22 protein-coding genes are annotated in these 25,595 nt (G+C 43.4%); 12 read left to right on the top strand and 10 right to left on the bottom strand.

The features are described 5' to 3' along the window. Positions 1-309: 309 nt before the first annotated feature. From I3254_RS08005 to ccoN, 4 genes are read right to left on the bottom strand one after another with little or no spacing between them, the layout of a single operon-like run. Entirely contained in the window at positions 310-1,455 is a 1,146-nt protein-coding gene (locus I3254_RS08005; protein WP_238052414.1) for a c-type cytochrome, read from the bottom strand. Further along, positions 1,452-1,634: a cbb3-type cytochrome c oxidase subunit 3 gene (locus I3254_RS08000; protein WP_238052413.1), complete on the bottom strand. Its 183-nt coding sequence runs from the start codon at positions 1,632-1,634 to the stop codon at positions 1,452-1,454. Before I3254_RS08000 ends, I3254_RS08005 begins: the two co-directional genes overlap by 4 nt. Continuing rightward, positions 1,634-2,272, bottom strand: a complete 639-nt coding sequence (ccoO, locus tag I3254_RS07995; protein ID WP_057760802.1) for a cytochrome-c oxidase, cbb3-type subunit II — start codon at positions 2,270-2,272, stop codon at positions 1,634-1,636. The genes I3254_RS08000 and ccoO overlap by 1 nt, the downstream gene beginning before the upstream one ends. A 9-nt stretch (positions 2,273-2,281) precedes the next feature. After that, the gene (gene ccoN, locus I3254_RS07990; protein WP_057760799.1) at positions 2,282-3,763 is read right to left on the bottom strand and encodes a cytochrome-c oxidase, cbb3-type subunit I; all 1,482 of its coding nucleotides are present in this window, start codon (positions 3,761-3,763) and stop codon (positions 2,282-2,284) included. A gap of 866 nt (positions 3,764-4,629) precedes the next feature. On the opposite strand from ccoN, the gene I3254_RS07985 reads away from it, so the two are divergent. After that, positions 4,630-5,019: an SCP2 sterol-binding domain-containing protein gene (locus I3254_RS07985; protein ID WP_057760797.1), complete on the top strand. Its 390-nt coding sequence runs from the start codon at positions 4,630-4,632 to the stop codon at positions 5,017-5,019. A 147-nt stretch (positions 5,020-5,166) separates the two neighbouring features. On the opposite strand, the gene I3254_RS07980 is transcribed toward I3254_RS07985, so the two are convergent. Continuing rightward, positions 5,167-6,141, bottom strand: a complete 975-nt coding sequence (locus I3254_RS07980; RefSeq protein WP_238052412.1) for a hypothetical protein — start codon at positions 6,139-6,141, stop codon at positions 5,167-5,169. Positions 6,142-6,584: 443 nt separating this feature from the next. On the opposite strand from I3254_RS07980, the gene I3254_RS07975 reads away from it, so the two are divergent. From I3254_RS07975 to I3254_RS07965, 3 genes are all read left to right on the top strand, one after another. After that, positions 6,585-7,820 carry a lipoprotein-releasing ABC transporter permease subunit gene (locus I3254_RS07975; RefSeq protein ID WP_102092330.1) on the top strand — a complete coding sequence of 412 codons (1,236 nt, stop codon included), beginning with the start codon at positions 6,585-6,587 and terminating at the stop codon, positions 7,818-7,820. A 57-nt stretch (positions 7,821-7,877) separates the two neighbouring features. Continuing rightward, on the top strand, positions 7,878-8,558 hold the full coding sequence (gene lolD, locus I3254_RS07970; protein ID WP_057760792.1) for a lipoprotein-releasing ABC transporter ATP-binding protein LolD: 681 nt from the start codon (positions 7,878-7,880) through the stop codon (positions 8,556-8,558). Positions 8,559-8,735: 177 nt separating this feature from the next. Then, on the top strand, positions 8,736-9,041 hold the full coding sequence (locus tag I3254_RS07965; protein WP_057760791.1) for a hypothetical protein: 306 nt from the start codon (positions 8,736-8,738) through the stop codon (positions 9,039-9,041). 63 nt (positions 9,042-9,104) lie between these two features. Here I3254_RS07965 and I3254_RS07960 read toward each other — a convergent pair whose 3' ends face one another. Beyond that, entirely contained in the window at positions 9,105-9,680 is a 576-nt protein-coding gene (locus tag I3254_RS07960; protein ID WP_238052411.1) for a DUF2062 domain-containing protein, read from the bottom strand. Between the two features lie 245 nt (positions 9,681-9,925). On the opposite strand from I3254_RS07960, the gene I3254_RS07955 reads away from it, so the two are divergent. From I3254_RS07955 to I3254_RS07940, 4 genes are all read left to right on the top strand, one after another. After that, positions 9,926-12,844, top strand: coding sequence for a ComEC/Rec2 family competence protein (locus I3254_RS07955; protein WP_238052410.1), 2,919 nt, complete (start codon positions 9,926-9,928; stop codon positions 12,842-12,844). Between the two features lie 247 nt (positions 12,845-13,091). Continuing rightward, positions 13,092-14,147: a signal peptide peptidase SppA gene (gene sppA, locus I3254_RS07950; RefSeq protein WP_238052409.1), complete on the top strand. Its 1,056-nt coding sequence runs from the start codon at positions 13,092-13,094 to the stop codon at positions 14,145-14,147. A 154-nt stretch (positions 14,148-14,301) separates the two neighbouring features. Next, positions 14,302-15,192, top strand: a complete 891-nt coding sequence (locus I3254_RS07945; RefSeq protein WP_101205705.1) for an alpha/beta hydrolase — start codon at positions 14,302-14,304, stop codon at positions 15,190-15,192. Between the two features lie 69 nt (positions 15,193-15,261). Then, positions 15,262-16,050 (top strand): CPBP family intramembrane glutamic endopeptidase, encoded by a 789-nt coding sequence (locus I3254_RS07940; RefSeq protein ID WP_238052408.1) that lies wholly within the window; start codon positions 15,262-15,264, stop codon positions 16,048-16,050. An 81-nt stretch (positions 16,051-16,131) separates the two neighbouring features. Here I3254_RS07940 and dusA read toward each other — a convergent pair whose 3' ends face one another. From dusA to I3254_RS07925, 3 genes are all read right to left on the bottom strand, one after another. Further along, positions 16,132-17,115, bottom strand: coding sequence for a tRNA dihydrouridine(20/20a) synthase DusA (gene dusA / locus I3254_RS07935; RefSeq protein WP_238052407.1), 984 nt, complete (start codon positions 17,113-17,115; stop codon positions 16,132-16,134). 109 nt (positions 17,116-17,224) lie between these two features. After that, a complete protein-coding gene (locus tag I3254_RS07930; RefSeq protein WP_238052405.1) occupies positions 17,225-18,529 on the bottom strand; it encodes an MFS transporter in 1,305 nt (434 codons plus the stop codon). Between the two features lie 222 nt (positions 18,530-18,751). Continuing rightward, complete coding sequence (locus I3254_RS07925) at positions 18,752-20,395, bottom strand: phospholipase D family protein (RefSeq protein ID WP_238052403.1); 1,644 nt, start codon at positions 20,393-20,395, stop codon at positions 18,752-18,754. Positions 20,396-20,851: 456 nt separating this feature from the next. Here I3254_RS07925 and I3254_RS07920 point away from each other — a divergent pair, with 456 nt between their 5' ends. The 4 genes from I3254_RS07920 to I3254_RS07905 all read left to right on the top strand — a co-directional run bounded on the left by I3254_RS07920 (position 20,852) and on the right by I3254_RS07905 (position 24,772). After that, on the top strand, positions 20,852-22,144 hold the full coding sequence (locus tag I3254_RS07920; protein WP_238052402.1) for an O-succinylhomoserine sulfhydrylase: 1,293 nt from the start codon (positions 20,852-20,854) through the stop codon (positions 22,142-22,144). A 111-nt stretch (positions 22,145-22,255) separates the two neighbouring features. Then, on the top strand, positions 22,256-22,585 hold the full coding sequence (locus tag I3254_RS07915; protein WP_045445429.1) for a YbaB/EbfC family nucleoid-associated protein: 330 nt from the start codon (positions 22,256-22,258) through the stop codon (positions 22,583-22,585). Between the two features lie 117 nt (positions 22,586-22,702). Then, positions 22,703-23,296: a recombination mediator RecR gene (gene recR, locus I3254_RS07910; RefSeq protein WP_057760773.1), complete on the top strand. Its 594-nt coding sequence runs from the start codon at positions 22,703-22,705 to the stop codon at positions 23,294-23,296. A gap of 135 nt (positions 23,297-23,431) precedes the next feature. After that, the gene (locus tag I3254_RS07905; RefSeq protein ID WP_238052401.1) at positions 23,432-24,772 is read left to right on the top strand and encodes an HRDC domain-containing protein; all 1,341 of its coding nucleotides are present in this window, start codon (positions 23,432-23,434) and stop codon (positions 24,770-24,772) included. Positions 24,773-24,867: 95 nt separating this feature from the next. Here the strand turns inward: I3254_RS07905 and I3254_RS07900 are convergent, their stop codons facing one another. Continuing rightward, positions 24,868-25,572, bottom strand: a complete 705-nt coding sequence (locus I3254_RS07900) for an alpha/beta fold hydrolase (RefSeq protein ID WP_238052397.1) — start codon at positions 25,570-25,572, stop codon at positions 24,868-24,870. Positions 25,573-25,595: the final 23 nt, after the last annotated feature.

Below are 25,595 nucleotides of genomic sequence, written 5' to 3'. Positions count from 1 at the left end.
AGTAGGCTAAACAAGCCTGTATCTGATTTATGCGAAATTGACTATCGTGTTATGTGATTGAGTCAGAGCGATATAAAGCCATGACCAATAGACTATTTTAAAAAATAGCTATTCTAACATTCTCCCTACTAATAATGGGGTGATAATCGTAAAAAGCAACGAATATATGAGAACGATTTCTAGTGTTGATAGCCACTCATCATTGTCATTTCTAAATAAAAAACAATACCGCTATACGCAAAAGGGAGAACTGCAATAACAGTTCTCCCTTCATTAAATCTCGTCCATATTCAGTACAGTAACAACGTATTAGTTAGCAGTTGCTTCTTCAGTTGCTACAGGCTGAGTAGCAGCAGTAACTGGTGCTGCTTCAGGTGATTTGCCTGTTTTATCTGATAGTGAGTAGATATAAGCAGCAAGTAGCATGATACGCTCGTTACCTAGCTTAGTTTCCCACTGAGGCATAACGCCAGCACGGCCATAACGTAATGTATTACGTACAGTCTCACGCTCACCGCCATATAACCAGATATTGTCAGTCAAGTTCGGTGCACCTGCTGAAATCATACCTTTACCGCTTTCAGAGTGACAAAGTGCACACTGCTGCTTAAAGATAGCTTCGCCTTGATTAACCAAAGTTTGGTCAAGTTCACCGTTACTCTTACTACCGTTGTTTGGAGATAGTGACAATACATACTCAGATGCTGCACGTACACCGTCTTCGCCGATCTGATCGCGCCAAGCAGGCATACCACCGATACGACCATTGTGTAGCGTGGTCAGAATATTGCTAGCTTCGCCGCCGTATAACCAATCATTGTCTGTTAGGTTGGGGTAGCCTGTCGCGCCTTTAGCGTTAGAGCCATGACATACAGAACAGTTCTGTAGGAACAAGCGGCTACCAACTTTTAAAGCATTTGGATTTTCAGACAGTTTTTCGACATAAGGAGCAAGTTCTGCAACTTTTTCGTCAATTTTAGTCTGTAGATCTGCTGGCGGGTTTTCGCTACGACGCATGGTCGCTTGTAACTCGTTTAGCGTACCAAGTGTCGTAGTCGCGCCTGCAGCGTCTGCTTTTACCAAAATGCTTTTTTCAAAGTTATCAGTAAATACTTTGTTGTTCTGTTCAAGTTCACTGAACAACTCGTTTTTAGAGGTCCAAGGTACCGTTTCGCCATCGACTTCTACTGTGGCAATACCGTCCCAATGCTTAGGGAACATGGCTGGGAAAAACACCCAGTAAGCGATGCCCCAGACGATTGAGCCAAAAAATATCACTAACCACCACTTGGGCAGGGGTTTGTCGTATTCTCGGATGCCATCATATTCATGACCTGTTGTACCGTCTTCTTCTACTTCTGGCTTGTACTTTAGAACCATCAAAAGGACGCCAAGAATAAATAGCCAACAAGCAAAACTAAATACAGTGATCCAAGAACTCCAAAAAAATGTCATCGTTTATCCTTATTGCGCTGCTCTTCAGACAGAGATCTAATATCCTCGTCATCAAGCGCAAGTTGTGCATCTTCTTCGAAGCGTTTTTTGTTTTTTGGCGAATACGCCCACCATGCAACGCCTACAAAGGCAACAAAGGCAGAAACGGTCGCAATTGTTTGTAATTCACCAATACCCATTAGCGCTGTCCTTCCATTGCGGTACCTAACTGCTGTAGATAGGCGACCAAAGCGTCAAGCTCAGTAGCGCCAAGCACTGCATCTGGAGCGCCTTCAATATCTTCTTCAGTATAAGGAACACCGAAGCGATCGCGGAATAGACGCATTTTAGCTTGAATGTTTTCGCCATCTACTTCGTTAGTCGCTAACCAAGGGAAACCTGGCATAACTGACTCAGGCACTAGCGAACGTGGATTGATCAAATGTTGCTTTTGCCAATCTTCAGAATAACGGCCACCAACACGTGCTAAATCTGGTCCAGTACGTTTCGATCCCCATAAGAATGGATGATCCCACGTCGACTCAGCGGCACGTGAGTATGGTCCATAACGTTCAACTTCTGCACGTAATGGGCGAACCATTTGAGTATGACAAACGTGACATCCTTCACGGATATAAATATCACGACCTTCAAATTCAAGCGCTGTCCAAGGCTCCATAGCAGGAAGGGGAGCGTTCACCCCACCTTCTTCAGGACCCTTGTTGTCATAGATCAATGGCACGATTTCAACTAGCGTTGCAAAACTAATAGCAATCACGATACCAATGACTAACAAGCCTGTATTTTTTTCAATAATTTCATGCGGTGTACCAGCCATGATCGCTCCTTATACGTTAGCTGTCGAAGGTTTTTCGACACTAGGTTCATGATCCGTTGGATCAGCGACATCTACAGGCTTACCTTCTGGCATTTTGAGTGTTTTATAGCAGTTATAAGCCATAACAAACATACCCGATACATATAAGAAGCCACCAAATGCACGGCCAATATATGGGAAATGCGAGAATTCAACAGTATCAACGAAGCTATATACCAAAGTACCGTCTGGGTTAGTAGCCAGCCACATCATGCCTTGGCCAATACCTGAGATCCACATAGACACGATATAGAAAATCGTTCCTGCAGTCGCAAGCCAAAAATGCGTGGTGATTAAGCTGATAGAGTACATCTTCGGTTTGTTATAAATACGTGGTAGCAGTACGTATAGCGAACCAATGGTAATCATACCAACCCAGCCAAGTGCGCCTGAGTGTACGTGACCAACTGTCCAATCAGTATTATGTGATAGCGCATTCACTGTTTTGATAGACATCATTGGGCCTTCGAACGTCGACATCGCGTAGAACGACAATGCAACAATCATAAAGCGAATGATTGGATCGGTACGCAGCTTATCCCAACTACCTGATAGCGTTAGTACACCGTTAATCATACCACCCCAAGATGGTGCGAATAGGATGATTGAGAAGACCATAGCAAGAGACTGCGTCCAATCAGGAAGCGCTGAATAATGCAAATGGTGACCACCGGCCCACATATATGAAGCAATCAATGCCCAAAAGTGAACGATAGACAAACGATAAGAATAGATAGGACGACCAATCTGTACAGGAACGAAATAATACATCATTCCAAGGAAGGCTGCCGTTAAGTAAAAACCTACCGCATTATGCCCGTACCACCACTGCACCATCGCATCAGTTGCACCGCCAAATAGCGAATAAGATTTGAACGCGCTAACTGGAATCGCCATGCTGTTTACGATGTGTAGTAATGCAATCGTAATGATGAAAGCGGCAAAGAACCAGTTAGCCACATAGATATGTGAGGTTTTACGTTTGATGAGCGTACCAAAAAATACAATGGCATAAGAGATCCATACCAAGGCAATTAGGATATCGATCGGCCACTCAAGCTCAGCGTATTCTTTAGTTGAGGTCAAACCTAGAGGAAGGGTAATAACGGCGGATACGATAACCGCTTGCCAACCCCAAAAGGTAAACCAAGCCAAATATGGCGCAAATAAACGCGTCTTACAGGTACGCTGAACGATGTAGTAAGACGTTGCGAACAGGGCAGAGCCACCGAACGCAAAAATCACCGCATTGGTATGCAGTGGTCTTAAACGACTAAAGGTCAGCCATGGAATGTCAAAGTTGAGTGCTGGCCATGCTAACTGTGAAGCAATGAACACACCAAGACTCATGCCGACGATGCCCCAAACGACAGCCATGATCGTAAAAAATCTTACGATAGTAATTTCATACTCACGGTCAACTGGGGCGACTGCTGTGTTTTGTAAACTCATTGGATGATTCCTTTACAGCCCGAATTATCAACAGAATTAACCAACAATCTATGTTGTCTGCACTATAAACACTCTCAAATTTGTATTTATACTAGCGCCAACACATGTTGTTTTTTGGCTTATTTAGCGCAATGACGTCATTAACTATCGATTTAGGCCCTTACTGTCTATTAGTTAATACTAATAAATAGAAATAGGCATTTCGTACATCTTACTTAAGGTCAATCGATAGTAGGATTGTTAATAGATCATCAAGGTAAATAAGAAGACGCGCCGTTTTGAGCATCAAACATCTCATAAGGCTAAATATGTATCTTAATTATTACGAAAAAATCTGTACTAATGAAGATAGATACCCATATCTATAGGGCTATTAAAACGCATTGACCATAGATGTATGCTAGCGGCGGCTGACAAAAAACACGATTATGTAATGTTTGGTTAAAACTCCCGACTCTGTTTAAGGGTATTGTAACGCAATCCTAATTAAATATCATCAGAACTATGCGCCAAAATACAAACTCTTTGGTATAAATGTTAGCGAGCAACTTATTATTGCTGTGCTACTCCTCTATTTTATACACAATTTTGTCACTATTCTAGATGCTCATTTTGATTGAATAGGGGAGACGCTCGCTAAACATAAGCGTAGACCTGCAAAGAAGTTTTGTAACAATAACATTGCTGAGCCGATAAATAGGTTTTACTTCTTATCAAGTCGCCCTTTATAATGAGGCTGAACGTCATTAATGGCTATGCATCGCATAGGTCTATTGATAGCAATCATTTTAATAACTCTAATAGTTAGGCCAAGAGTGCCTCAAGGGATATTGGTCTGACAGAATATCAATTAAGGATAATATAATATGGCAGTTTTTTTGACAGATGAATGGTTTGAGCAAGTAGAAAAAATGGGCAACGAAGCAGGTGAGTTAAACTTACCGCCAGTACTTGCCAATATGGTCGTCAACTTAAAAGTGGCTGAAGCTGATAAAACTATCGAAGCCAATTTTGCAAATGGTTTGCTGCATCGCGGCTTAAACGATAATGCAACAACGACACTGCTACTAGATCGCGATATTCTACAGTCTATCATCACTGATTTTGATACCAATCAAATCATGGGTGCGTTTATGAGTGGCAAAATCCGTGTCGAAGGTGATATGTCACAGTTGATGGCCGTACAGACTGCACGTCCAAGCGCAGAGCAAAAAGAGCTATACACTCGCATCAAATCAATGACGACGATGGCTTAATCGTATATTTGTACGATTTTTACGTTACGTTTTTGCGTTGTAAGAATCCATAAGACACAAAAAAGCCCCTAATTCATATTAGGGGCTTTTTCATTGGGTAATTACATAAGTAGCAGCATGAAAGCTGTAGAAAGTCTTTCAAAAAGACTAGCTAGCTTTTGATTGCTGCGTCGCATTTGATTGGTTTTCTTTGTATATTGCTGCTTGCAGCCATACGTTTGCTTGGACGTAGTCATGTACTTTGATGCTATTGGTTTCAGCAGTGTTGAGCGCACCGATACGCACTACAAAAGGATCTGCGTCTTGCTCACGTAGCGTCACTACGTCAAACAATATGATAGATTTACCATTGAAGACGGTTTCTTGCTTGCCAAGGACTTGACCTTGACACCAAGCCTCGTCTTCTTGTCCTAGCGTATCACCAAACAAGTAAGCGCACATATGGCCTAAGTTAATCTCGACAGGTGCCATTTGTTCTTTGGTTTCAGGTTTCCATTCGCTGATTTGCTCTTGTAGGTCATCAGGGATTTTTCCGTCATTTGCCGCCACGATGTCGTTAAAGGCACGGTGATAACGGATAGACTCTTGGTCTTCGACCATGATGACTTCGTTTTGCTCGCTTGGCTTAATTTCATGCGCCCAAGCACTAAAGTTGACATAGTAAGAGGTGTCGCGTTGATAGAGATGACGGTTGGTCGTATAAAGTTGATCAAACGCATAAATAATGCTGCCATCAGCAGTACGTAAACGTAACACGGCATCGTGCGAGTTATCATTGGCGATGACACGCTCAATTTTGCAGTTCAATCCGTAAGGACTATCGACACAGGGATAAGCATTGATAAAGCATTCTGGCTTGCCATCTTTCATCGCCAGCACTTGATTAATATGGCATGGCTGATCTTCTGATAAAAGCAGGCAGCTGTCTTTTGCACTGACGTTATTGTTCAGGCCTTTAGGCATCGCGGCGACTTCGATCATTTTTTGTAGCCATTCAGGCACATCATGACTCATATCATCGGTCAGAATACGCCAGTGATCGGCGTGACCTGCAGACTGCTCATCGGTCAACGTGATCTTGGTGGGAGATTGAATGTTTTTGTATTGATAATTTATGGTCATGAAAATACTCAAAATTAAGTCAGCGTGAGGTTTGTATCTAATACTATATTTGCTTGTGTACCATCCAACATTTTAAATGATTGGTTTATGATGGTCAGCAGCCTAGCTAGTAAAAGATCAGAAACCTCAATGAGGGGTTAATGACAATTGTCTTTAGCATATAATATATAGGTATTGGTACAGCTAATAGCAAGCCCCCTATAAAAAATAATAACAAAACCCAGTTTTTTGGTAAAAAATACTCTCAGGTGTTGCTAATGACTGGCACATATCAGCTAGTTTGTGTCAAACTAGCTCCCTTTTGACAGCTGTTATTGGCTCGTCTGACACCCTGTTTTTGTGTTTGATTTATATGTGAGCAGTAGCAACTGTATGATGCATTTACTACTGCTCGTTATGCAACCTATATAAAGTCGCACGTAGATAAGATAAAGAGTTTGAATATGTTTCGTCCTTTAGCGTTATTTATCGGCTTACGATATACCCGAGCAGAACGTAGTAATGGCTTTATCTCCTTTATATCACTCATCTCGATGATTGGTCTGACGCTTGGGGTTGCCGTATTGATTACGGTGCTATCAGTGATGAACGGCTTTGACCGTGAACTGAAAACCCGTATTTTGGGAATGGTACCGCAGGCTACTGTGGTCTCATCAGAAATTATTGGCGACTGGGAACAGCTCGCTGATCAGATCAAAGAAGACCCAGAAGTGGCAGCTGTGGCACCATTCATTCAATTGCAAGGGATGCTGACATCAAATGGTCAGGTCGCAGGTATCATGGTGACAGGCGTCGAGCCTGAATACGAAAAAAACGTCTCCATCATCAACGAGCATATGATTGAAGGTAGTATTGACACCCTGAAGAGTGGTGATTTCAGTATCGTGTTGGGCGAGGAGATGGTGCAGTCTTTAGGTCTGCAAATAGGGGATAAAGTGACGCTGGTATTGCCAGAGGCGTCACCATCACCAGCAGGTGTGATACCGCGATTTAAGCGATTTACTCTGACAGGTATCTTTACGATCAGCCCAGAAGTAGACAGTCTCATGGCGTTTATCCCGATGGGAGATGCGGCAAAGTTACTGCGTTTACCAGAAGGCGCACAGGGCGTACGCATGAAGCTTAACGATATCTTTACTGCGCCGATAGCTGCGGAAAAAGCGGCTGCTATCGCACCTGAAAAGCTATATCCAAATGACTGGACACAAACTCATGGCAATCTGTTTGGGGCAATTCAAATGGAAAAAGCCATGGTCGGCCTATTGCTATTTTTGATTATCTTAGTTGCCGCTTTTAACATTGTTTCAAGTCTGGTCATGCTAGTGACCGATAAAAAAGCAGATATCGCAATCTTAAAAACCTTTGGTGCCTCTCCTCGTTTGATTACGCAAGTCTTTATGGTCCAAGGTGTGGTCATCGGTGTTATCGGTACTATCGCTGGTACGATACTGGGTGTGATATTTGCACTTACGGTCAGCGATATTTTAGGCTTTATTAACCAAGCCTTTGGTCTAAACCTATTTGATGCGTATTTTGTCAATTATTTGCCATCGCAGTTGCGTTTGTTAGATGTGGTATTAATCACAGGTGCATCGTTTGTACTGAGCTTTTTGGCAACGATTTATCCAGCACGCCGAGCGGCTAAGATTCAGCCTGCTCAAACGCTACGCTATGAGTAATCGCAAACGCCTAAATATCGAAATAAATACCGAAATAAATAAAATAAAGGAAGCGCTATGTCTGCCATTTTAGAGGCGACCAATATCAATAAGATATATGATGAAGGCGCGGTCAGTACACAAGTATTGACTGGTCTTGATCTGACTGTTCATGCGGGTGAGCGCATCGCTATCGTTGGAACCAGTGGTTCAGGTAAAAGTACGTTGCTGCATTTGCTTGGTGGTCTAGATACGCCAACCAGTGGTGAGGTTTGGTTGCATGGTCAGCTATTAAATAGCATGAATGAAACTGAGCGAGGTGCAATGCGAAATAAGCATTTGGGCTTTATTTATCAGTTTCATCACCTGTTGGCAGAGTTTACAGCAATCGAAAACGTAGCCATGCCGTTGCTCATGCGTCCAGAAGTATCAACGACTGATGCTCGTAAGCAGGCAGTTGAGATTCTAGAAAATGTCGGTCTTGAGCATCGTCTGATGCATAGACCAGGTGAACTATCAGGTGGCGAGCGTCAACGTGTAGCGATTGCACGCGCGCTAGTGACCAAGCCATCGCTTATTTTGGCGGACGAGCCAACAGGTAACTTGGACTATGATAATGCGCAGAGCGTTTTTGGTCTGTTGTCAGAGCTACAAAGCACCATGCAAACGGCGCTACTTATGGTGACGCATGATCGCAATTTAGCGGCGCTTGCTGACCGTCAGTTGTTGCTACGCAATGGGCATTGGGAACAGTATTAATAGTTTTGTGTATTAGGTCGAAAAACTGACTGAAACGCATCTATTGGCGTCTGTCATGAATGTGGTGGCTGTCATATTGAAGAGTTATTGTTGTATTATTAAGAAAATATATCATAGAAACTAGCGATTAAGCGGTTGTGAGCCAGCCGCCTTATCTATTTTATAAGGATGCGTAAAATGCGTGAAGATGATAATCCAATTGCGGCTTTTGGCAGTGCAGAAGAGGGTGATGAGCCGTTAAAGCCTTACATCGATCCAACTTTGTTCGAAACGCTCGATAGACAGGCGCAAACTGAGCTACTAACACCTGTATTTGATGCCATTACTTTAGCTGGGGTTGATTATGACCTAAAAGTTCAAGACAGCGCGACAGGTAAGCGTTATACGCTCTGCAAAAATGATGAAGTCATTGAGATTGTACCGATGGATAGCAATTTCACTGACAAAGTTTTGAATGCTATAGAGAACAGTAAAGAAGAATAAGCTTTGCTAGCTAAGCTTAGCTAGGGCGTAAGCGTTATAGCTATATAACAAAGATAAATTGCATTATAACTTGTCAGATTCGTCAGAAAGTTTTTGCTGACGTTTCTGCCAGCTCGCTACGGTCTTATAACGCCAAATGGCCTTAAATGCCAAACCGCAAATAAGACTGGTGACTACGGCCAAAATCGTTAATCCGATACAAAATGCAGCAAGTGATACTGTACCGCGATAAGTAATGAACGGATTGGCACCATTTGATAATGCCCATAAGCTAAAATCAGCAATCATTCTACCGATGAATCGCAAGCTAATCACAGGTGCATCAATGATTTTTGCGCCGATATAGTATCCAGCATAAAAGATGGGCAAGCTAGTGACTGGGTTGGTAATCCATGTCAAACCAAGCGCCATAGGGACATTGGCACGAAAAATAAGCGAGCCAATAAGTGCCAGTAACATCTGTCCTGGCAGCGGAAAAAATGCACTTAGTACACCGATATAGACAGCCTTATTTAGGCTGTGTCGATTGAAATGCCATAACCTTGGATCAGCCAAGTGCGGTGCAAACAGCTTTAAAGTGCGACTTTCTAAGATTTTCTCTGGTGTAGGAAGTAGGTCTTTTAGACGTTTTTGGGGCACAGGATCGCCTTTAATCATTAACTACAGTCTACTCAATGGTATTGAGAAGCTGGTATAAAGTAATATATGGTGAGTAGGATAAAGGTTAGAACACACAGAATGGTGGTGTCAGATAGTTACCACCTAATACGTTGCCTCAGTATAGGGTAATATAAATATAAATGCTATTGCATCGCGTGTCATTTGCTATAGTAAGTAACCATATTTGGCCGAATAATATTTAAGTCATCAAGCAAGGAGTGCTGGTGTACTGGTTGATTGGTAGCCTAATAATTATAGTTATGATGGGCGTATTGGCAGTCGCAGATAATGTGATAATGCCAACTGACTTATCCTTGCTAGATATGATTGATCCATCCAATCTGTCGTTGGCGCTGATTGTATTTGCTACGTTTCTGTTGGCTTCTGCTCAACTCAACATACCCTCGATAGACAGCCACAGCGCTGATAACAGTACCTCTAACGACGTATCTTGTCATACTAAACTTCCTTTCCGAATTATTAGACACTTGGTCTTAGCTTTGTTAGCGACTGCGTTAGTGATAGGCAGCGCATTGCAAGCTTTGGTTACTCATCAACGAGCAGAAACCACTGAAATAACTCTCCCGATGCGGGTACAAGCGCTCGTGCGTATCGAAGGGTTGAGTGACAGTGTTTATGATGCCGCTACAGATAGCAATTATAGACAAGTAGCAGTGATAACGAATATCGCCCCGTTAGTCGCTGAGCTAACGCCTCAAGAGTTAGTAACTAAAACATCCGACTACTTACATGCGAATAAAAATAGCCTAAGCATCAATCACGATGTTAATCTCAATGAAGTTATTCTCAAGGTTAGCGAACACAGAATCTTACTTAACGCCTATCCAAAAAAGTCTGCAAATGATAGCCAGTTTGCATCCTTAAACGATTTGCAGCCTGGAGATGAGGTATTCATGAGCCTAGCACTGGCACCGTTGACTACTTCTGAGCAAGCAGTCAATAACCCTACTGGTTTTGACAGTTATCGCTGGTTACGAGGTCGGCATATTGATGGCGTTGCAAATATTTTGGCCGTTAGTCCTATATTGGTAAACAGTAACGAAATCAGCAATGAAATCAGCGATAAAAAATATTCGAAGCAGTCGCTAGACTCTGATTCATATCTTCAGCGCTTTCGTACTCGTATTGATCAAGGGCGTTGGCGATTACGACAGCATTTCTATCAAGACTGGTCAGCGCAAACGACAGCAGAGCAACAAGCAAAAGCCGTGACATTAAGTCTGCTCACGGGTGATCGTAGCTTGATTAATCGTGATACTAAGGACTTATATCAACTGGCGGGCATCTCACATCTGCTCGCTATTTCAGGCACGCACGTACTGTTTTTAGCTATTGTATTGGCAGGCATAGTTGTACTGCTGTTTGATCGTAATTATTCAGCGATTTATCGTCGTATTCCGCGTTGGCAAGTGCGTTGGTGGGTAATGATTGGTGCCGCTTTTATTTATGCGCTATTTACTGGTTTTGACGTGCCTGCTGCTCGTACGGCTTGGATGTTATTAGCGATTGGATTCGTCAGATTGATATTGCTTCCTATCAGTACGATGCGCGTGCTATTGGCTCTAGCTGTGTTGATGGCTTGGCGTGACCCTTACGTATTATGGCAGGCGGGATACTGGCTATCTTTTATTGCAGTGGCGTTATTACTCAAGTATGACGATAAGTCGTATCAGCATCAGACTACTGCTGTAACGAATTTATACAATGATAAGCCACGTACTCATATCAGTAACGCGCTATCTAACCGTGTTTGGCGAATGGTCAAGCATGTGTTTAAATTACAGTTTTGGCTGTTTCTTACTTTATTACCCGTTACGTTGCTTTTATTTGGTAAGGCGTCGTTATGGGGCCTTTTTATCAATTTATTTGCTATTGGGCTATTTGGTTGGGTGATTGTACCGCTCAATCTATTAGCAGGACTATGTTACCTTCTGGTGCCGAGTATTGCTGATATTCTTTGGGTAATTATTAGTACGATAGTTGGTCATCTACACGATTTGATGAGTTGGCTGACGTCATTGCCAGCGCTAACGGATGCGTGGCTCTATACACCAGTTAATATAGCAATACTATCGATGGCTTTGCTAAGTGCATTGCCTTGGCTGTTGCCACGAGGTTTACTCAGTCGTTGGTTGATGTTACCACCATTAACGTTGCTGATGATGACGGTGTATGCCAATCAGCAGTCGCTGGTAACTGTACCGACCCTATATATTCTACCAACGGGTGATTCGTATATAACGGTGGCATTGCTGCAATATCCTACCGTCAATGAAAACAGTACCAATTGGTTGTTCTTAGCTGATCATAGACCAGCATCTACACGAACGATGCCAAGCAGCCTAACAGCAGACAAATTATCTGAAACTTTAAAGCAGCAATTGGGTAGTTTATCTGTCGATAAGTTAGAGAGTATTGTCGTACAAAGCAGTAGTATTGGCCTGACTGATACGTTAATTCCTGACGATAAGAATATTGCTAATACCAAAAATCCTGAATTACTACCGACGACCGTTGCTCAATTAAATGACCGCTTAACCATTAGCCAATATTGGCAAGCAGGGCGTTCTGATCGTTGGTCTACATTTCAGCAAGCCTATAAAATAATTAGGCAATCTGAAAATACGCCTACTATCAGTGCCCAACGTTGTGAGCAAGGCAAAACATGGCAGTCGGCCAACGATGAGTTGTCAGTACAGGCCATCACTGGTTGGACCAAGATAGGTGACACTAGCATTTGGGATTGTACGATTGCTCTTGATACTAATCTGCCTATACGCGTTCTGAGATACAATGCGGCAGACCCACTCAATTCGTTACCTGTCAATTCATCTGTCAGCCCTCAAGCACAAGTAGCATCTAACCAGTTAACTGGCAAACAGTCAGAGTCTTTCCAGTCGCGTTTGATTTTAAATGCTGACACTCATCAACGCGTTTGGCAACTGTGGTCATTACTATGTTCAGTTGAATCGAATAATGATGACATGCTATTCAAAAATACACGTTGGCTTGGTCATAGTACCTCGCAAATTACAGCTGATGCCATAAGTCGTCAAAGAGTCGATGAAGTTATAACCTATGATAATAAACCCTTAGACGCGGCATTATTGCTAAACAACTAAATCGCTAAATAACATTGATAGCACTCCCAATGCCGAAACTACTAACCCTCAAGAATAATGCTGATATTACCAGCGTTACAATATAGTGATATTTCACAGTTATACTATTGAACCATGGTCGAAATACAACCATACTTAGCACCCCATGAATACCGATGACTGATTTGGTAGAGAAACCATTATTTCTAGTGGTATCTGTAAATCTCATCTTTTTATTGTTTAGCTTGTTTCTGACTTAGGAAGTTATATGCCCAACTGGCCACCAGACCCTAACAAACGTCCTGATAATTCGCCACATCAGCCAACACAAATGCAGCAACCAAACGCGCCGAGTGGACAAGAATGGAAGGTGCTAGAAAACACCTTATTGGCTAGTGTGGTCGAGCAGCGCCGCGCTCGTCGCTGGAGTATTTTCTTTAAATTATTAACCTTTGGTTATATTTTATTGATATTTTTGACCCTAGGTCGTGGGTGCAGTAGCGCGCCAACAGGTATGGATGCCGTAGATACTAGCTCGCCGCATTTAGCTGTGGTGGAGTTACAAGGCGTGATCAGTAGTGATGACGTGGCCAACGCCTACGATGTCAATGATGCGCTAAGAAGTGCTTTTGCAAATAGTAACTCCAAAGCCGTTGCGCTAGATATTAACTCCCCTGGTGGTTCACCGGTACAGTCTGATGAGATTTGGCAGACCATGATGGACTTACGCCAAGAGTACCCAGACAAAAAGCTTTATGCGGTGATTGGTGATATCGGTGCTTCAGGTGCTTATTATATTGCGTCTGCCGCAGATGAGATTTATGTCAATCCGTCAAGTTTAGTTGGTTCTATCGGTGTCATTATGCCAAGTTACAATGTCAAAGGCCTAATGGACAAGGTCGGCGTAGAAGATCGTACTATCACTGCGGGTGAGTACAAAGACATCTTGAGTTTGTCGCGTCCATTGACTGACTACGAAGAAAAACATGTCGAAGGTGTGCTTGCTAATACGCACAAGCATTTCATCAATGCCGTCAAAGAAGGCCGCGGTGATCGCTTGAAAAATCCTGAACAAAACAAACTGTTTTCAGGACTATTTTGGACCGGTGAGCAATCTATCGAGTTAGGTTTGGCAGACAAAACGGGCAGTATCACAAGCCTCAGTAAACAATTGGATCTTGATACGATTATCAGCTATAGCCCTACCGATCCGTTCCAAATGTTTATGGATCGCTTTGCGGTACAATTGGGTGCAGGCATTGGCTCTAGCATGAGTCTTGATGGGTTTTTGCCCCAAGAAGAAGGTAATGCAAAAATGCGTTAAGCGTTTAATATTTTAGATATACTGTGTATGATTGTTGGGGCTGAGCATATAATTATGCTCAGCCTTAATTGTATATAGTGCTAAAAACTACCTTAATATGAAATACAGTTGAATTATTAAAAATAATATATAAACCATCCCACGAGAGCCTATTATGAGTGATGAAATCAATTTGCAGACCTTTGCTGCGCTACCTGTCTCCAAGATAACAAAAAAGCCTGTATTACATTTTGCCCATGCCAATGGCATGCCAAGTGCTGTCTATGAGCCGTTTTTTGCAGGATTGTCCGCATTTTTTACGATTGAATATATTGCCATGTTGGGTGATACGCCCGATTATCCAGTGGATAATCATTGGCGCAGTCTGACACAGCAGGTGATCGATAGCGTAAAAACCGCCTGCGAGAAGCATAGCGTCAGTCAGGTGGTGGGCGTGGGGCACTCACTTGGCGCCATGTGTACATTGCAAGCAGCGTACCGTGAGCCTAAGCTGTTTGCTCAAGTAGTGCTTATGGATCCGCCTTGGATCTATGGCAAAGTTAGCTTGTTATGGCATTTGGCAAAGACAGTAGATAAATTGCCTCTAACGAGTAAGCGTTTGATGGATAAATTGTCACCAGCGGGTATCTCTAAGCATCGCCGTGATGTGTGGGACAGCCGAGCAGAAGCGTACGAAAAAATGCGGCACAAAGGATTTTTTAAAAACTTTGATGAGCGCAGCTTCCAAGGATATATCGATCATGGCTTGCATGAGCGCGCGGATGGTAAAGTGACACTGGCCATTCCTAAAGCTAGTGAAGTGGAAGTATTCCGTACCAATCCTTCTTGGTATTGGTTGGCACCGAATCGTGGCCCCAAAGTGCCTGTTACCTTGATTATCGGTCAAGACAGTATCTTTTTAAAACGTCGGTTTCCCCAACAGATAAAGTCGCGCTTGGGTATCCCTTATGAGACTCATGAGGGTGGCCATATGTTCCCACTTGAGCACCCAGAGTCTGTATCGCAGCAGGTACTCGAACTGATTAAGCGGCAACTATCAAAATAAAAGCAACGCATCGTTATGTAGGCTTGTGTCTAATACAAGCTGACAGCGTATTTTTTAAGTGACATATATATGCCAAAAAACGTGATAGCTTTACCAGATATCGCAACCTCGCCTGAGCGTCCGCCGTTATTTTCACGCGTTGGTACATTTATGCTGACGGTAGGGATGGTGCTTGCGTTTTTTATCAGTCAATTGGTAGGCGTCTATAGCGCTGGCAAGCTGGTATTACCTGCGACCAAAAATGCTTCGATGGGCGATATCTTCTTTTTTGGCAGTAACGATGGAACAGTCGTGAGCTTATCAATACTCATAGGCTGCGTGCTGCTGATGACAACCAGTGTTCTCATTATTCGTATAAAAGGCGGGGAATGGCGACAGTATTTAGCATTAAAGCCGTTTTCATTTACGGTAGGTATGGGCATGCTAGGATTGCTGTTGATATTTATGATAGTCAGTCAGGCGCTGACTTATATGCTGGACATGACGCCGCTGGTATTTGTAGATCCGTTGTATCAGTCTGTTAGTTCAGTGTGGCTGCTGGTCTTTGCAATGGTCGTGGTTGCACCTATTTACGAAGAAGTGGTTTTTCGTGGCATATTATGGTCAGCCATCAAAGAGCAGTTCACCGCACCGTCATACTCTGTGCATCACGGTGCGATAGTAGCAAGTATCGTGACCAGTTTGATATTTGCCACTATCCATGTGCAGTATGGCATTTATGAAATCAGTACTATTGTGGTTTTGGCATTCATATTTTGCTATGCACGGATTAAGTCAGGCTCGCTATTACTGCCAATCGTACTGCACATTGTCAATAATGGTGCAGCGATGTGGCAGTATATTGTGCAAGCGGCGTAGATAAAATGCTGACCACAACGATGGCTGGCATGTAAATTCTATCGAGCCAGTTAGATATCAAAATTTGGCTACGTGTTAGAATTATGCATCAGGATTTAACGATAGCACTTCATCGGCCGCTCGCTTAATATCATCAATCGTAAGCTGAGGTTTGCCGCTCAATGCTTGACGCCACTTACGCGCGCCCATCAGACCTTGGAAAAGTCCCAAATAATGTCTTGTCATCGTAGGTAGTGCTTCGCCTTTTGCGAGTTGTTCTTCGAGATAGGGATAAAGCTGCGCTAAAATCTCCGAGCGCTTAGGTATTGTCTCAGGAGTTGCCTCATTCCATAAGCTATTGGCCTCTGCTAATAGATACGGATTGTGATAAAACGCCCGACCAATCATCACGCCATCGATATGTTGCAAATGCATTTTTATATCTTCAATTGTATCGATACCGCCATTGATTTCAATATCCAGCTCAGGGAAGTCCTGCTTTAGACGGTACACATCATCGTAACGTAGCGGTGGTATCTCACGGTTTTGCTTAGGGCTGAGCCCCTGCAACCATGCCGTACGCGCATGTACGATAAAGCGGGTACAACCTGCCGCTGCGACTGTCTGCACAAAGTCCACCATAAACTCATAACTATCAAAGTCATCGATGCCAATACGATGCTTGACCGTCACTGGAATATCGACTGCGGCTTGCATATGCTTGACCAAGTCAGCGACGGTCTGAGGTTCTGCCATCAGACAGGCACCTATCTTATTGTGCTGTACGCGATCTGAGGGGCAGCCAACATTGATATTGACCTCGTCATAGCCATATTGCTGAGCAAACTCTGCGCATTGTGTCATCTCACTGATATCTGCTCCGCCAAGCTGCAATACCAGTGGATGCTCAAGTGTGTCAAAGCGTAGGTGACGTGCGCGGTTACCGTGTATCAATGCACCGGTGCTAATCATTTCGGTATACAGGTACGTGTGCGGGTTAAATAGTCGCGCAAAGTAACGATAGTCTGTCGTTGTCCAATCAATCATTGGCGCAACAGAGAGGCGTTTGTTGGTCATATCAACCATGGTTATCAAGCCTTAATATCTGTGTCTTAAACAAATGGATAAGGTGCAATGAGATATCTCATTGCACCTTAGTTTTAAACATCGTTCGAATTAGTGACTGATCTATTATTTATAAAATAACATGATCAATCTTTTTGAATTCAGGCAAATTATAGAAATAAAGCCCCATAATAATACCGATAGAGCCCACAAAGGCAATATATAGCGCTGGCGAGAAACTGATGAGTGTCGTGGCGTAACCAAGACCAAAGGGTATCAGCACACCCACGATACCGTAGGTAATATTATAACAAAAAGAAATGCCGGTGAGACGTACATTGGTCGGAAATAGCTGCACTAAAATGGCAGGGATCATGCCCACGATACCGGCACAGAACCCTAGCAATGCATACATGATTAAGATATAGTCGCCACCCGCCTGCAGATGATAAAAGAACGCCAGTGTTTGAGCGATAAGTAAAACAGAACCAATGACCAAAATTTTACCAAAGTTCTCATGGGTCGAGATCATGCCATAAAAGACACAGCCAAGAACCATAAATACGATGCCCAAGCTATGAGAAAAGCTAAACAAATCACTGTCTAAAGTAAAGTTGATTTCTATTAGTTCTGGCAGTAGTAGGACAATGACAGAGGTGATACTAGATATCACTATAGTCAGTACCATACTGACAAAGATAGAGTGTTTGCAGCGCTTGAATAATACCGTAAATGGTCTACCTAGATTCTTACCAGTTTTTGGCTTATCTAACGCCAAGAAAAACGGAGTTTCTTTAACCAATCGCCATACCAACAATGGCAGACAGGTTAGTAAGGCGCCAACAAAAAACGGCAAACGCCAGCCATAATCAGTCAGCTGTACGGTGGTCATAAAGTCAGTCAGCCACAGAAAAAACGCATTAGAGAACAGTACACCTACCAAAAAGCTAGCCGTAACGTAGCTACAAGCCACTGACAAATACTGCCGAGGGACATGCTCCGCCACAAATACCCAAGATAGCGGTGCGTAAAGACCAAATGCCATACCTTGTATGATTCTCAGCAATATGAATAACGCAGGTGCAAGCGCACCCCACTGCGCATAAGTAGGCAGACACGCCATTGCGAGCAAGCTACCTGCCGTAACGATTATGCTCAGGAAAAAGGTCGGCTTTCGACCTTTGAGATCACCATAACGCCCGAACAGAATACCACCAAATGGCCGAGCCAAGTAACCAATGACAAACAGCCCCATTCCTTGCAGCTTAGCAACCGTAGGATCGTTATTAGCGGGAAAAATAGCAGCTGAGACAATGTCTGCAATGTACAAATAAATCAAGAAATCAAAAAAGATTACAGCGCTGATAAAGCTTACGAATATGACTGTATTTTTGTCTTTTTTAGACATCAGGGCGTATTGAGAACGAGTCGGCATAATAGATCACGCATCCACGGAGTAAAGTGGTCATTAAGACGATCATCGTTTAGATAATCGGCCATGATAAAAACCGGCAAATCAAAGTATATAAACAATGATTCGCCGGAACAGTAATTTTGTGTATTGTAATAAGAACTTTGATTACAGGATTTGGCTTTTAACAAAAGCAAAACTGCACATCCTGCAATTTTAGGGACTATTTAGAAAAGAGTTTACATATTACAGTAGCCAGTCAATGGGTAACCAAGACATAATAGTAAGCCAGATATGATCACTCATATCGACCCGTGGCTCTGACTCGTAAACGACTTCTTTGCCATCTTCCATGGTGTGCCACTCCAAGCTACCGTTGTCTAGCAGCTTAACTTCATAAGCTTGGTTTAGTAAATCATCACTCAGCGCCCCGTGCAGCTGTCTTGCCAACTCATCATCATTGATGATTACACCCATTTCAGTATTGATATTGGCAGACCGAGGGTCAACGTTGTAGGAGCCGATAAACACTTGATAGTCGTCTACCGCAAACGTTTTTGCATGTAGGCTGGTTGATGACTGACTGCGTGCACGCCAGAGTTTATTGTCACGTTTTTCTTCAGCTGCCGTTGATTTTAGCTCGTATATTTTTACGCCTGACCGCAGCAGGCTAGGGCGCCATTGACTATAACCAGAATGAACAGCGGTCACGTCGGTTGCATCAAATGAGTTGGTTAATATTTTGATATCAACGCCAGATTCGGCGAGCTTCACCAAAGTATCGACCCCATCTTTGGTCGGTACAAAATAAGAAGAAATAATCGTCAATTTCTTAGTTGGGCTACCAAGCAAGTTACGCAGTTGATGCACTAAGTTGGTCTCAGATGAGACGCTTTTGGACAGCTTGCCAACATCGTCACTCAAAAACTGCATGTCTGTCCAACGAAACGGCACGCGTTTGTTGATCAGATCAGTGTCTATCGTCGAGTCTTTGATGGCGGCTTTATAAACCGTCAAGCTACTGCCTTCGTTATTTTCCTCATCTATACCCAGCTTGTCTAATGCCTTCAAAAAATCAGGCGTGACGTCATCGTCGAACTTGGCTAAAGTTTCGATGTCAAACGACAGCGGCGATGACCAGTAACTGGCAAAGCTATCATCAATGTCTGCGACGACTTTACCAATCAGTAAAACATCCAAATCCGCAAACTGGCTGCTTTGATCGTTACTCAGGTACTCATTACCGATATTACGTCCGCCGATAATGGTAATCTGTTTATCAAACGTCATGCTTTTATTGTGCATACGGCGATTGATACGCGGCAAACCTGTGACGTAGTTCAATGTTGAAAACTTACGGTGCATTAATGGGTTGATGATACGCACCGCGATATTAGGGTGGCTCGCAAAACGTAATAGGTGCTGATCAAACTTTGCACTGTTATTAAAATCATCCAACAACAAACGCACGATCACACCGCGCTCAGCCGCTTCCCACAAGTCTTTTAATAGCAGTTGGCCAGCCTGATCATTATGCCAAATATAATACTGCGCATCGATATTGCGCGTGGCCATACCTGTTAACATACTACGGGCGGCAAACGCATTTGCCCCAGTGACGATCGGATGATAGCCTGACAAATCAGGATGAATTTCATTCTGCGCACTAACAGCGGCCACTAGATCAGTATTGTTGGTTGTAGTCGCTGTATTTTGCTCAATCTTTGGGCTGTCTTCTTGTTGGTATAAAGCATTGACTCGCGCTGATAATGCTTGACTCTCAGGCAGGTGAGGCTGTTTGGGTAGGCTCTGGCAAGCGCTCAGACCTAAAGTCAGCCCAAGTGTCAGACTCAACGATAAGCTGCTTGGTTCTATACTGAACATCGACATAACGAATTTACCTTGATGAGCCTAAATATACTGATAAATAAAATGCATGGATAAGTAATTTGCTGAAATTGTTCATCTATTTTTAAGGATGATAGCATCGATTGGACGGTCTATAAAAATATCACCAACGCCAAAATTCAAATCGTCGCTAGCTTAACAGCTGTTGTGATATCTGCCTATTATAAATACGTTATTTTTGTTAGATTTAGCGCACGAAACCATTGTTTTTTAAGTAGTGTTTAACTATATATGTGGCGACATTTAATACGTTAGTATTTGGGGTTTTTAGGTATGCAAAAATAATATTTAGTGGCTATCTGAAACCAGCTGTGCGGAATAAGTCGACATGATATGATAACGCTGATAAATTTGGTCGATAATCAGAAGAATAAGCAGTCATTTTACCTTAATTAAAATATCACCCTATAAAATACTAACCAAAGTAACGGAACGTTTATGAGTCAGTCGCAAAACCATGATGAGAGCAGTTTGAACCAAAAAAAATCAAACGATGGGTTAGATCCAAACTGGCGTAACGATGCGCTAGATTTAGATCTGGACTATGGCATGCAAACCATTGCAGTGCGGGCAGGTCAACATCGCACGGATGAGGGCGAACACTCAGAAGCTATTTTTACCACCAGCTCTTATGTTTACACCTCAGCTGCCGATGCCGCCGCGCATTTCAATGGAGAGAAGACGGGCAATGTCTACTCTCGTCATACCAACCCAAGCGTACGCACCTTTGAGCGCCGTCTAGCAGCATTAGAAAATGGCGCGCGTGCGGTGGCGACTGCTTCTGGTATGGGTGCAATTTTGACCATGTGCTTGGCATATCTTAAAGCGGGCGACCATTTGCTTGCGGCCAACCAGTTATTTGGCTCATCTATCGGTTTATTCAACAACTATATGGCCAAATTCGGTGTTGAAGTCAGCTATGTTGATTGCTTCGACAATGACGCATGGGCTAATGCGGTTCAACCAAATACCAAAGTGATCTATTGTGAAAGTCCAAGTAATCCATTGGCGCAGATTTGCGATATCGGCTATCTGAGTCAGCTATGCAAAGCAAATGACATATTACTCGTCGTTGATAACTGCTTTGCGACGCCAGCATTGCAGCGCCCATTAGATTTGGGTGCGGATGTGGTCATTCACTCTGCGACCAAATATTTGGATGGACAGGGTCGAGTGCTGGGCGGTGCGTTAGTCGGCAGTGATGAGCTGATGCAAGAAGCGTTTACTGTTGTGCGCTCAGGCGGTATCAGCATGAGTCCATTTAATGCTTGGGTATTTACCAAGGGGCTTGAGACACTTAAATTACGTATGCAAGCACACTGCCAAAATGCCAATCAAGTGGCAGAATTCTTGGTCAATCATCCTAATGTGAGCACGGTACATTTCTCAGGCTTGAGTGATCACCCCGCGCATGAGCTTGCCACACGTCAGCATCATATGAAAGATGGCTATGGTGCTATCATGGGCTTTGAAGTTAAGCCATCTGCTAGCCTTGACTCAAAAGCGGCTGCGTGGCACGTGATTGACTCAACTCGAATGGTTTCTATCACCAATAATTTGGGTGATGCCAAAACCACGATTACCCATCCTGCGACGACCACACATTTTCGCCTGAGTGCTGAGGCGCGTGCTGAAGCTGGCGTTAAAGATGGCCTGATTCGTCTGTCGGTAGGTCTAGAAGATGTAGACGATATTATCAAAGACTTAGCACGTGGTTTAGACAGTTTATAAAGATAACGGTATAATCTGCACTAACGCATTGCATTAACTTTACGTTGTTAATTATTCATTACTATACGCACTAGCATAAAATACAAACCATAAATAACAAAAGAGGCAACTATGAACATTCAAGCATTGATGCAACAAGCACAAACGATGCAAAAGAAAGTAGAAGCAAACGTTGAGAACGCTAAAAAAGAGCTTGCTAACAAAGAAGTACAAGCCGAAGCGGGCAGTGGTCTGGTTAAAGTAACGATGACTGGTCGCCATGTGGTTAAGCGTTTGACTATTGATCCAAGTCTGCTAGAAGATGAGCCAGATATGATCGAAGATCTTATCGCTGCTGCTATCAATGATGCGGTTCGTCAAGCAGATGCACTGTATGAAGAAACGATGGCTGGCGCGACTTCAGGTATGGGTCTGCCACCAGGTATGCAAGGCATGTTTTAAGCACTAAATACTTCATACTGAAGACAAAAATGGGGTTGTTATCGACACGATACGACCCCATTTTTATAGCTACGATTTATAAATTCAGTTAGATAAAGTCAACTAAAGGAAGCTACTTTGCTTACAGCCAAATTTGATCAGCTGGTCAAACAGCTGCGTATATTGCCAGGCGTCGGTCAAAAAAGTGCCCAACGAATGGCGCTACATCTGCTCAGTAAAAAACGCCCACAAGGCATGGCACTCGCCCAAGCACTAGATGAAGCCATGCGTGATATTGTTGAATGTCAGCGTTGCCATAGCTTTAGTGATGAGGCTGTATGTCCGCTATGCCAAGATGTTAGACGTGATGACAGTCTGCTATGCGTGGTCGAGACAGCAGCAGATGTGATGGCGATTGAACAGACAGCTGGTTACCGTGGTCGTTATTTTGTATTGGGCGGGCATCTATCGCCAATTGATGGTGTCAGCGCCGACGACTTAAATATTGATCAGCTCGTATGGCGAGTGAAGCAAGAACCTGTCGAAGAGCTGATACTGGCAACAGGTACGACTGTCGAAGGTCAGACTACGGCGCACTTTATTAGTGAGGCTGTCAGTCGTCATGTCAATAAAGTGACGCGTTTAGCACAAGGTGTACCGATGGGTGGCGAGCTTGAGTATCTGGATAGTATGACGCTTGGTCAAGCCATGCAAAATCGTTCTTTTTTATAATGTTTTGATTGCTTCAAAGTCTTACCCAATTCATTTCTTGGAATTGCTATAATTACTTTATTATTGTTTATCTTTTAATTTTATTAAGGCGCGGTTTAGCGTTTTATTTTCTCCTATTTATGCAGGTATCTGCCCGTGTCCAATAACGTTTCAAACGCTTCAGCTCAAACAAATGCTGCTGATATCAATGATGGCTCATTACAAGAAGCCGCTAATACTGAGCCAATGTCAGCAGCCACTTCATCTGAGTCAGTGTCTAATACTCCAGATGCTGAGGTGCTAGATATTGATGCACTATTGGATATTGCTGATGACGTTGCTATTACATGGGTACGTAAGCAAGGCGATTTAGATGAGGTTATTGATGCCTTAGCGACTTGCGGACGCGTGGCCTTAGATACTGAGTTTATCAAGCGTGACACCTATTACCCGCGTTTGGCACTGGTGCAATTAAATACTGGCAATCATGTTTATCTACTGGATGCACCGCAGCTACAACTGGCTGAGCTGTGGGAAGCGCTACGCAAAGTAGATGTGGCTATCTGGCACGCTTGCGGCGAAGATTTGGGCATTTTTTATCTGTTGTCTGGCTGCCCACCGTTGACCAATATCTTCGATACGCAAATTGCGTTGTCTTATCTAACGGACCAATTGCAAATGGGGTATCAGCAAGCATTGGCTGATCAGCTAGATATGCATATTGATAAAGAACACAGCCAGTCTGACTGGCTCCAGCGTCCGTTGACAGATGAGCAAGAGCAATATGCCATCGATGATGTGCGTTATTTGCCAGCGCTGTATCTCAGTATCGAGCATGAGCTTAAGGCGCAAGGTTTATATGATTATGTCTGGGCCGACTGTCAGCTCTATGCCAGTGATTTGTATGATACGCAACACGTCGAAGATGAAGCGATGTATCTAACGATGGCAGATTATCGCTATAACTCGCAGCAAATGGCGATACTCAAAGGAGTGGCTACATGGCGAGAAGAGCTGGCACGTGCGACCAATCAACCCCGTACCTTTGTGATAAAAAAACAAGCAGTACGTGAGATTGTCACTGAAAAGCCAAACAGTATGCGCGAGCTGGCACATAAAACGACCATGCACCGTAGTATGCTGCGACTATATGGCGAAGAGCTGCTGAAAGTAATCAGAGATGCCAAGAGTCTACCCCCTACAGAGCATCCAGACTGTCTAGTGCCACCATATCGCTCAAAAAACAAAGTATTATCGAAAGCAGTGCAGCAAGCGATTGATGAGCATGCGCGCGAAATCGGTATACCTGCTAGCGTATTGATGCGCAAAAAATGGCTAGGGCAATTATATGAAGTGGTTGCTCTTGATAAAGACGTGAGCGAACTGCCGCAAGGGCTAAAAGGTTGGCGTAACGATTGGGTTGTTAAAATCTTAATTCCAGTCATCAAAAAGCATAAAACCGAACTGCAGCAGGGCATGGGTATTCGTGTTCAATAAGGAATCGTTCGATAATACGGTGTTTAATAAGGCACCGTTTAACAAGAAATCGTTCGATAAGACTGAAAACTGACCTTCAAGTATTCATACAGCTCTTAGCGTTTAAATCGTCCATGCTCTAAAAAGTATCGAGTCTGCTCGGCGACCTCTGGATTTACTAGCATGCCAGTATGTGAGACTGGCATGATGATATGATCAGCTGCAGACTCTATTTTCGTCTCCTCTATATATACTGTCCCGTCATGTGCAAGCTGCTCGTTAAGGGGTGGCTTGTCAGATTTGCGCAGTTTGCGATTATGATATTGTAAGAATAGCTGACCTAGACCATAAGGGCGGTTGCCAGCGATAACGCCTAGCGTTACATGTTTGGGCAATGGCGCGACTGTGCCGTCGAGGGCGTCGACATACGAGCGACCTACGACAGCAGGAGTTAATCGCCAGATATAATCTGCACAAACACTACCTATATGTGGTGTCCCTAGCGTCACGCAACGTCCAATTTGCCATTTTGGATACTGAGCGACAAAATCACGAATGATCAAACCACCCAAGCTATGCCCAACCAAATCTATAGGATGATCTGGGTTGTGGTTGGCACTCAGCCATTCATGTAATCGCAGGCTGTTAGTTTTAATACTGTCGCGCATGCTGCGATAGCTGTATTGATGGGTGGCAAAGCCTTGCGCTTGTAAACGCTTCGCTAATGGACGCATCATCCAAGTTGTTTGATGCAAGCCATGTATCAAAATTACAAGGTTTTTTCGTTTAGGCGCTTTTTGTTCCATTTCTTTTTGTTGCATAACGGTGTCCAAGTGAATAATAT

The organism is Psychrobacter sp. Ps2, assembly GCF_022129405.1.
Taxonomy (GTDB): domain Bacteria; phylum Pseudomonadota; class Gammaproteobacteria; order Pseudomonadales; family Moraxellaceae; genus Psychrobacter.
This window is presented reverse-complemented; position numbering and strand designations above follow the sequence as displayed.

Excerpts from the sequence above, each read along its gene's own strand:
- I3254_RS07980 (WP_238052412.1), bottom strand. The coding sequence starts at position 6,141 with ATGACCATAAATTATCAATACAAAAACATTCAATCTCCCACCAAGATC.
- I3254_RS08005 (WP_238052414.1), bottom strand. The coding sequence starts at position 1,455 with ATGACATTTTTTTGGAGTTCTTGGATCACTGTATTTAGTTTTGCTTGT.
- I3254_RS07900 (WP_238052397.1), bottom strand. The coding sequence starts at position 25,572 with ATGCAACAAAAAGAAATGGAACAAAAAGCGCCTAAACGAAAAAACCTT.
- I3254_RS07930 (WP_238052405.1), bottom strand. The coding sequence starts at position 18,529 with ATGCCGACTCGTTCTCAATACGCCCTGATGTCTAAAAAAGACAAAAAT.
- I3254_RS08000 (WP_238052413.1), bottom strand. The coding sequence starts at position 1,634 with ATGGGTATTGGTGAATTACAAACAATTGCGACCGTTTCTGCCTTTGTT.
- I3254_RS07965 (WP_057760791.1), top strand. The coding sequence starts at position 8,736 with ATGCGTGAAGATGATAATCCAATTGCGGCTTTTGGCAGTGCAGAAGAG.
- ccoO (WP_057760802.1), bottom strand. The coding sequence starts at position 2,272 with ATGGCTGGTACACCGCATGAAATTATTGAAAAAAATACAGGCTTGTTA.
- I3254_RS07940 (WP_238052408.1), top strand. The coding sequence starts at position 15,262 with ATGCCAAAAAACGTGATAGCTTTACCAGATATCGCAACCTCGCCTGAG.
- lolD (WP_057760792.1), top strand. The coding sequence starts at position 7,878 with ATGTCTGCCATTTTAGAGGCGACCAATATCAATAAGATATATGATGAA.
- ccoN (WP_057760799.1), bottom strand. The coding sequence starts at position 3,763 with ATGAGTTTACAAAACACAGCAGTCGCCCCAGTTGACCGTGAGTATGAA.
- I3254_RS07985 (WP_057760797.1), top strand. The coding sequence starts at position 4,630 with ATGGCAGTTTTTTTGACAGATGAATGGTTTGAGCAAGTAGAAAAAATG.
- I3254_RS07915 (WP_045445429.1), top strand. The coding sequence starts at position 22,256 with ATGAACATTCAAGCATTGATGCAACAAGCACAAACGATGCAAAAGAAA.
- sppA (WP_238052409.1), top strand. The coding sequence starts at position 13,092 with ATGCCCAACTGGCCACCAGACCCTAACAAACGTCCTGATAATTCGCCA.
- dusA (WP_238052407.1), bottom strand. The coding sequence starts at position 17,115 with ATGGTTGATATGACCAACAAACGCCTCTCTGTTGCGCCAATGATTGAT.
- I3254_RS07925 (WP_238052403.1), bottom strand. The coding sequence starts at position 20,395 with ATGTCGATGTTCAGTATAGAACCAAGCAGCTTATCGTTGAGTCTGACA.
- I3254_RS07920 (WP_238052402.1), top strand. The coding sequence starts at position 20,852 with ATGAGTCAGTCGCAAAACCATGATGAGAGCAGTTTGAACCAAAAAAAA.
- I3254_RS07975 (WP_102092330.1), top strand. The coding sequence starts at position 6,585 with ATGTTTCGTCCTTTAGCGTTATTTATCGGCTTACGATATACCCGAGCA.
- I3254_RS07945 (WP_101205705.1), top strand. The coding sequence starts at position 14,302 with ATGAGTGATGAAATCAATTTGCAGACCTTTGCTGCGCTACCTGTCTCC.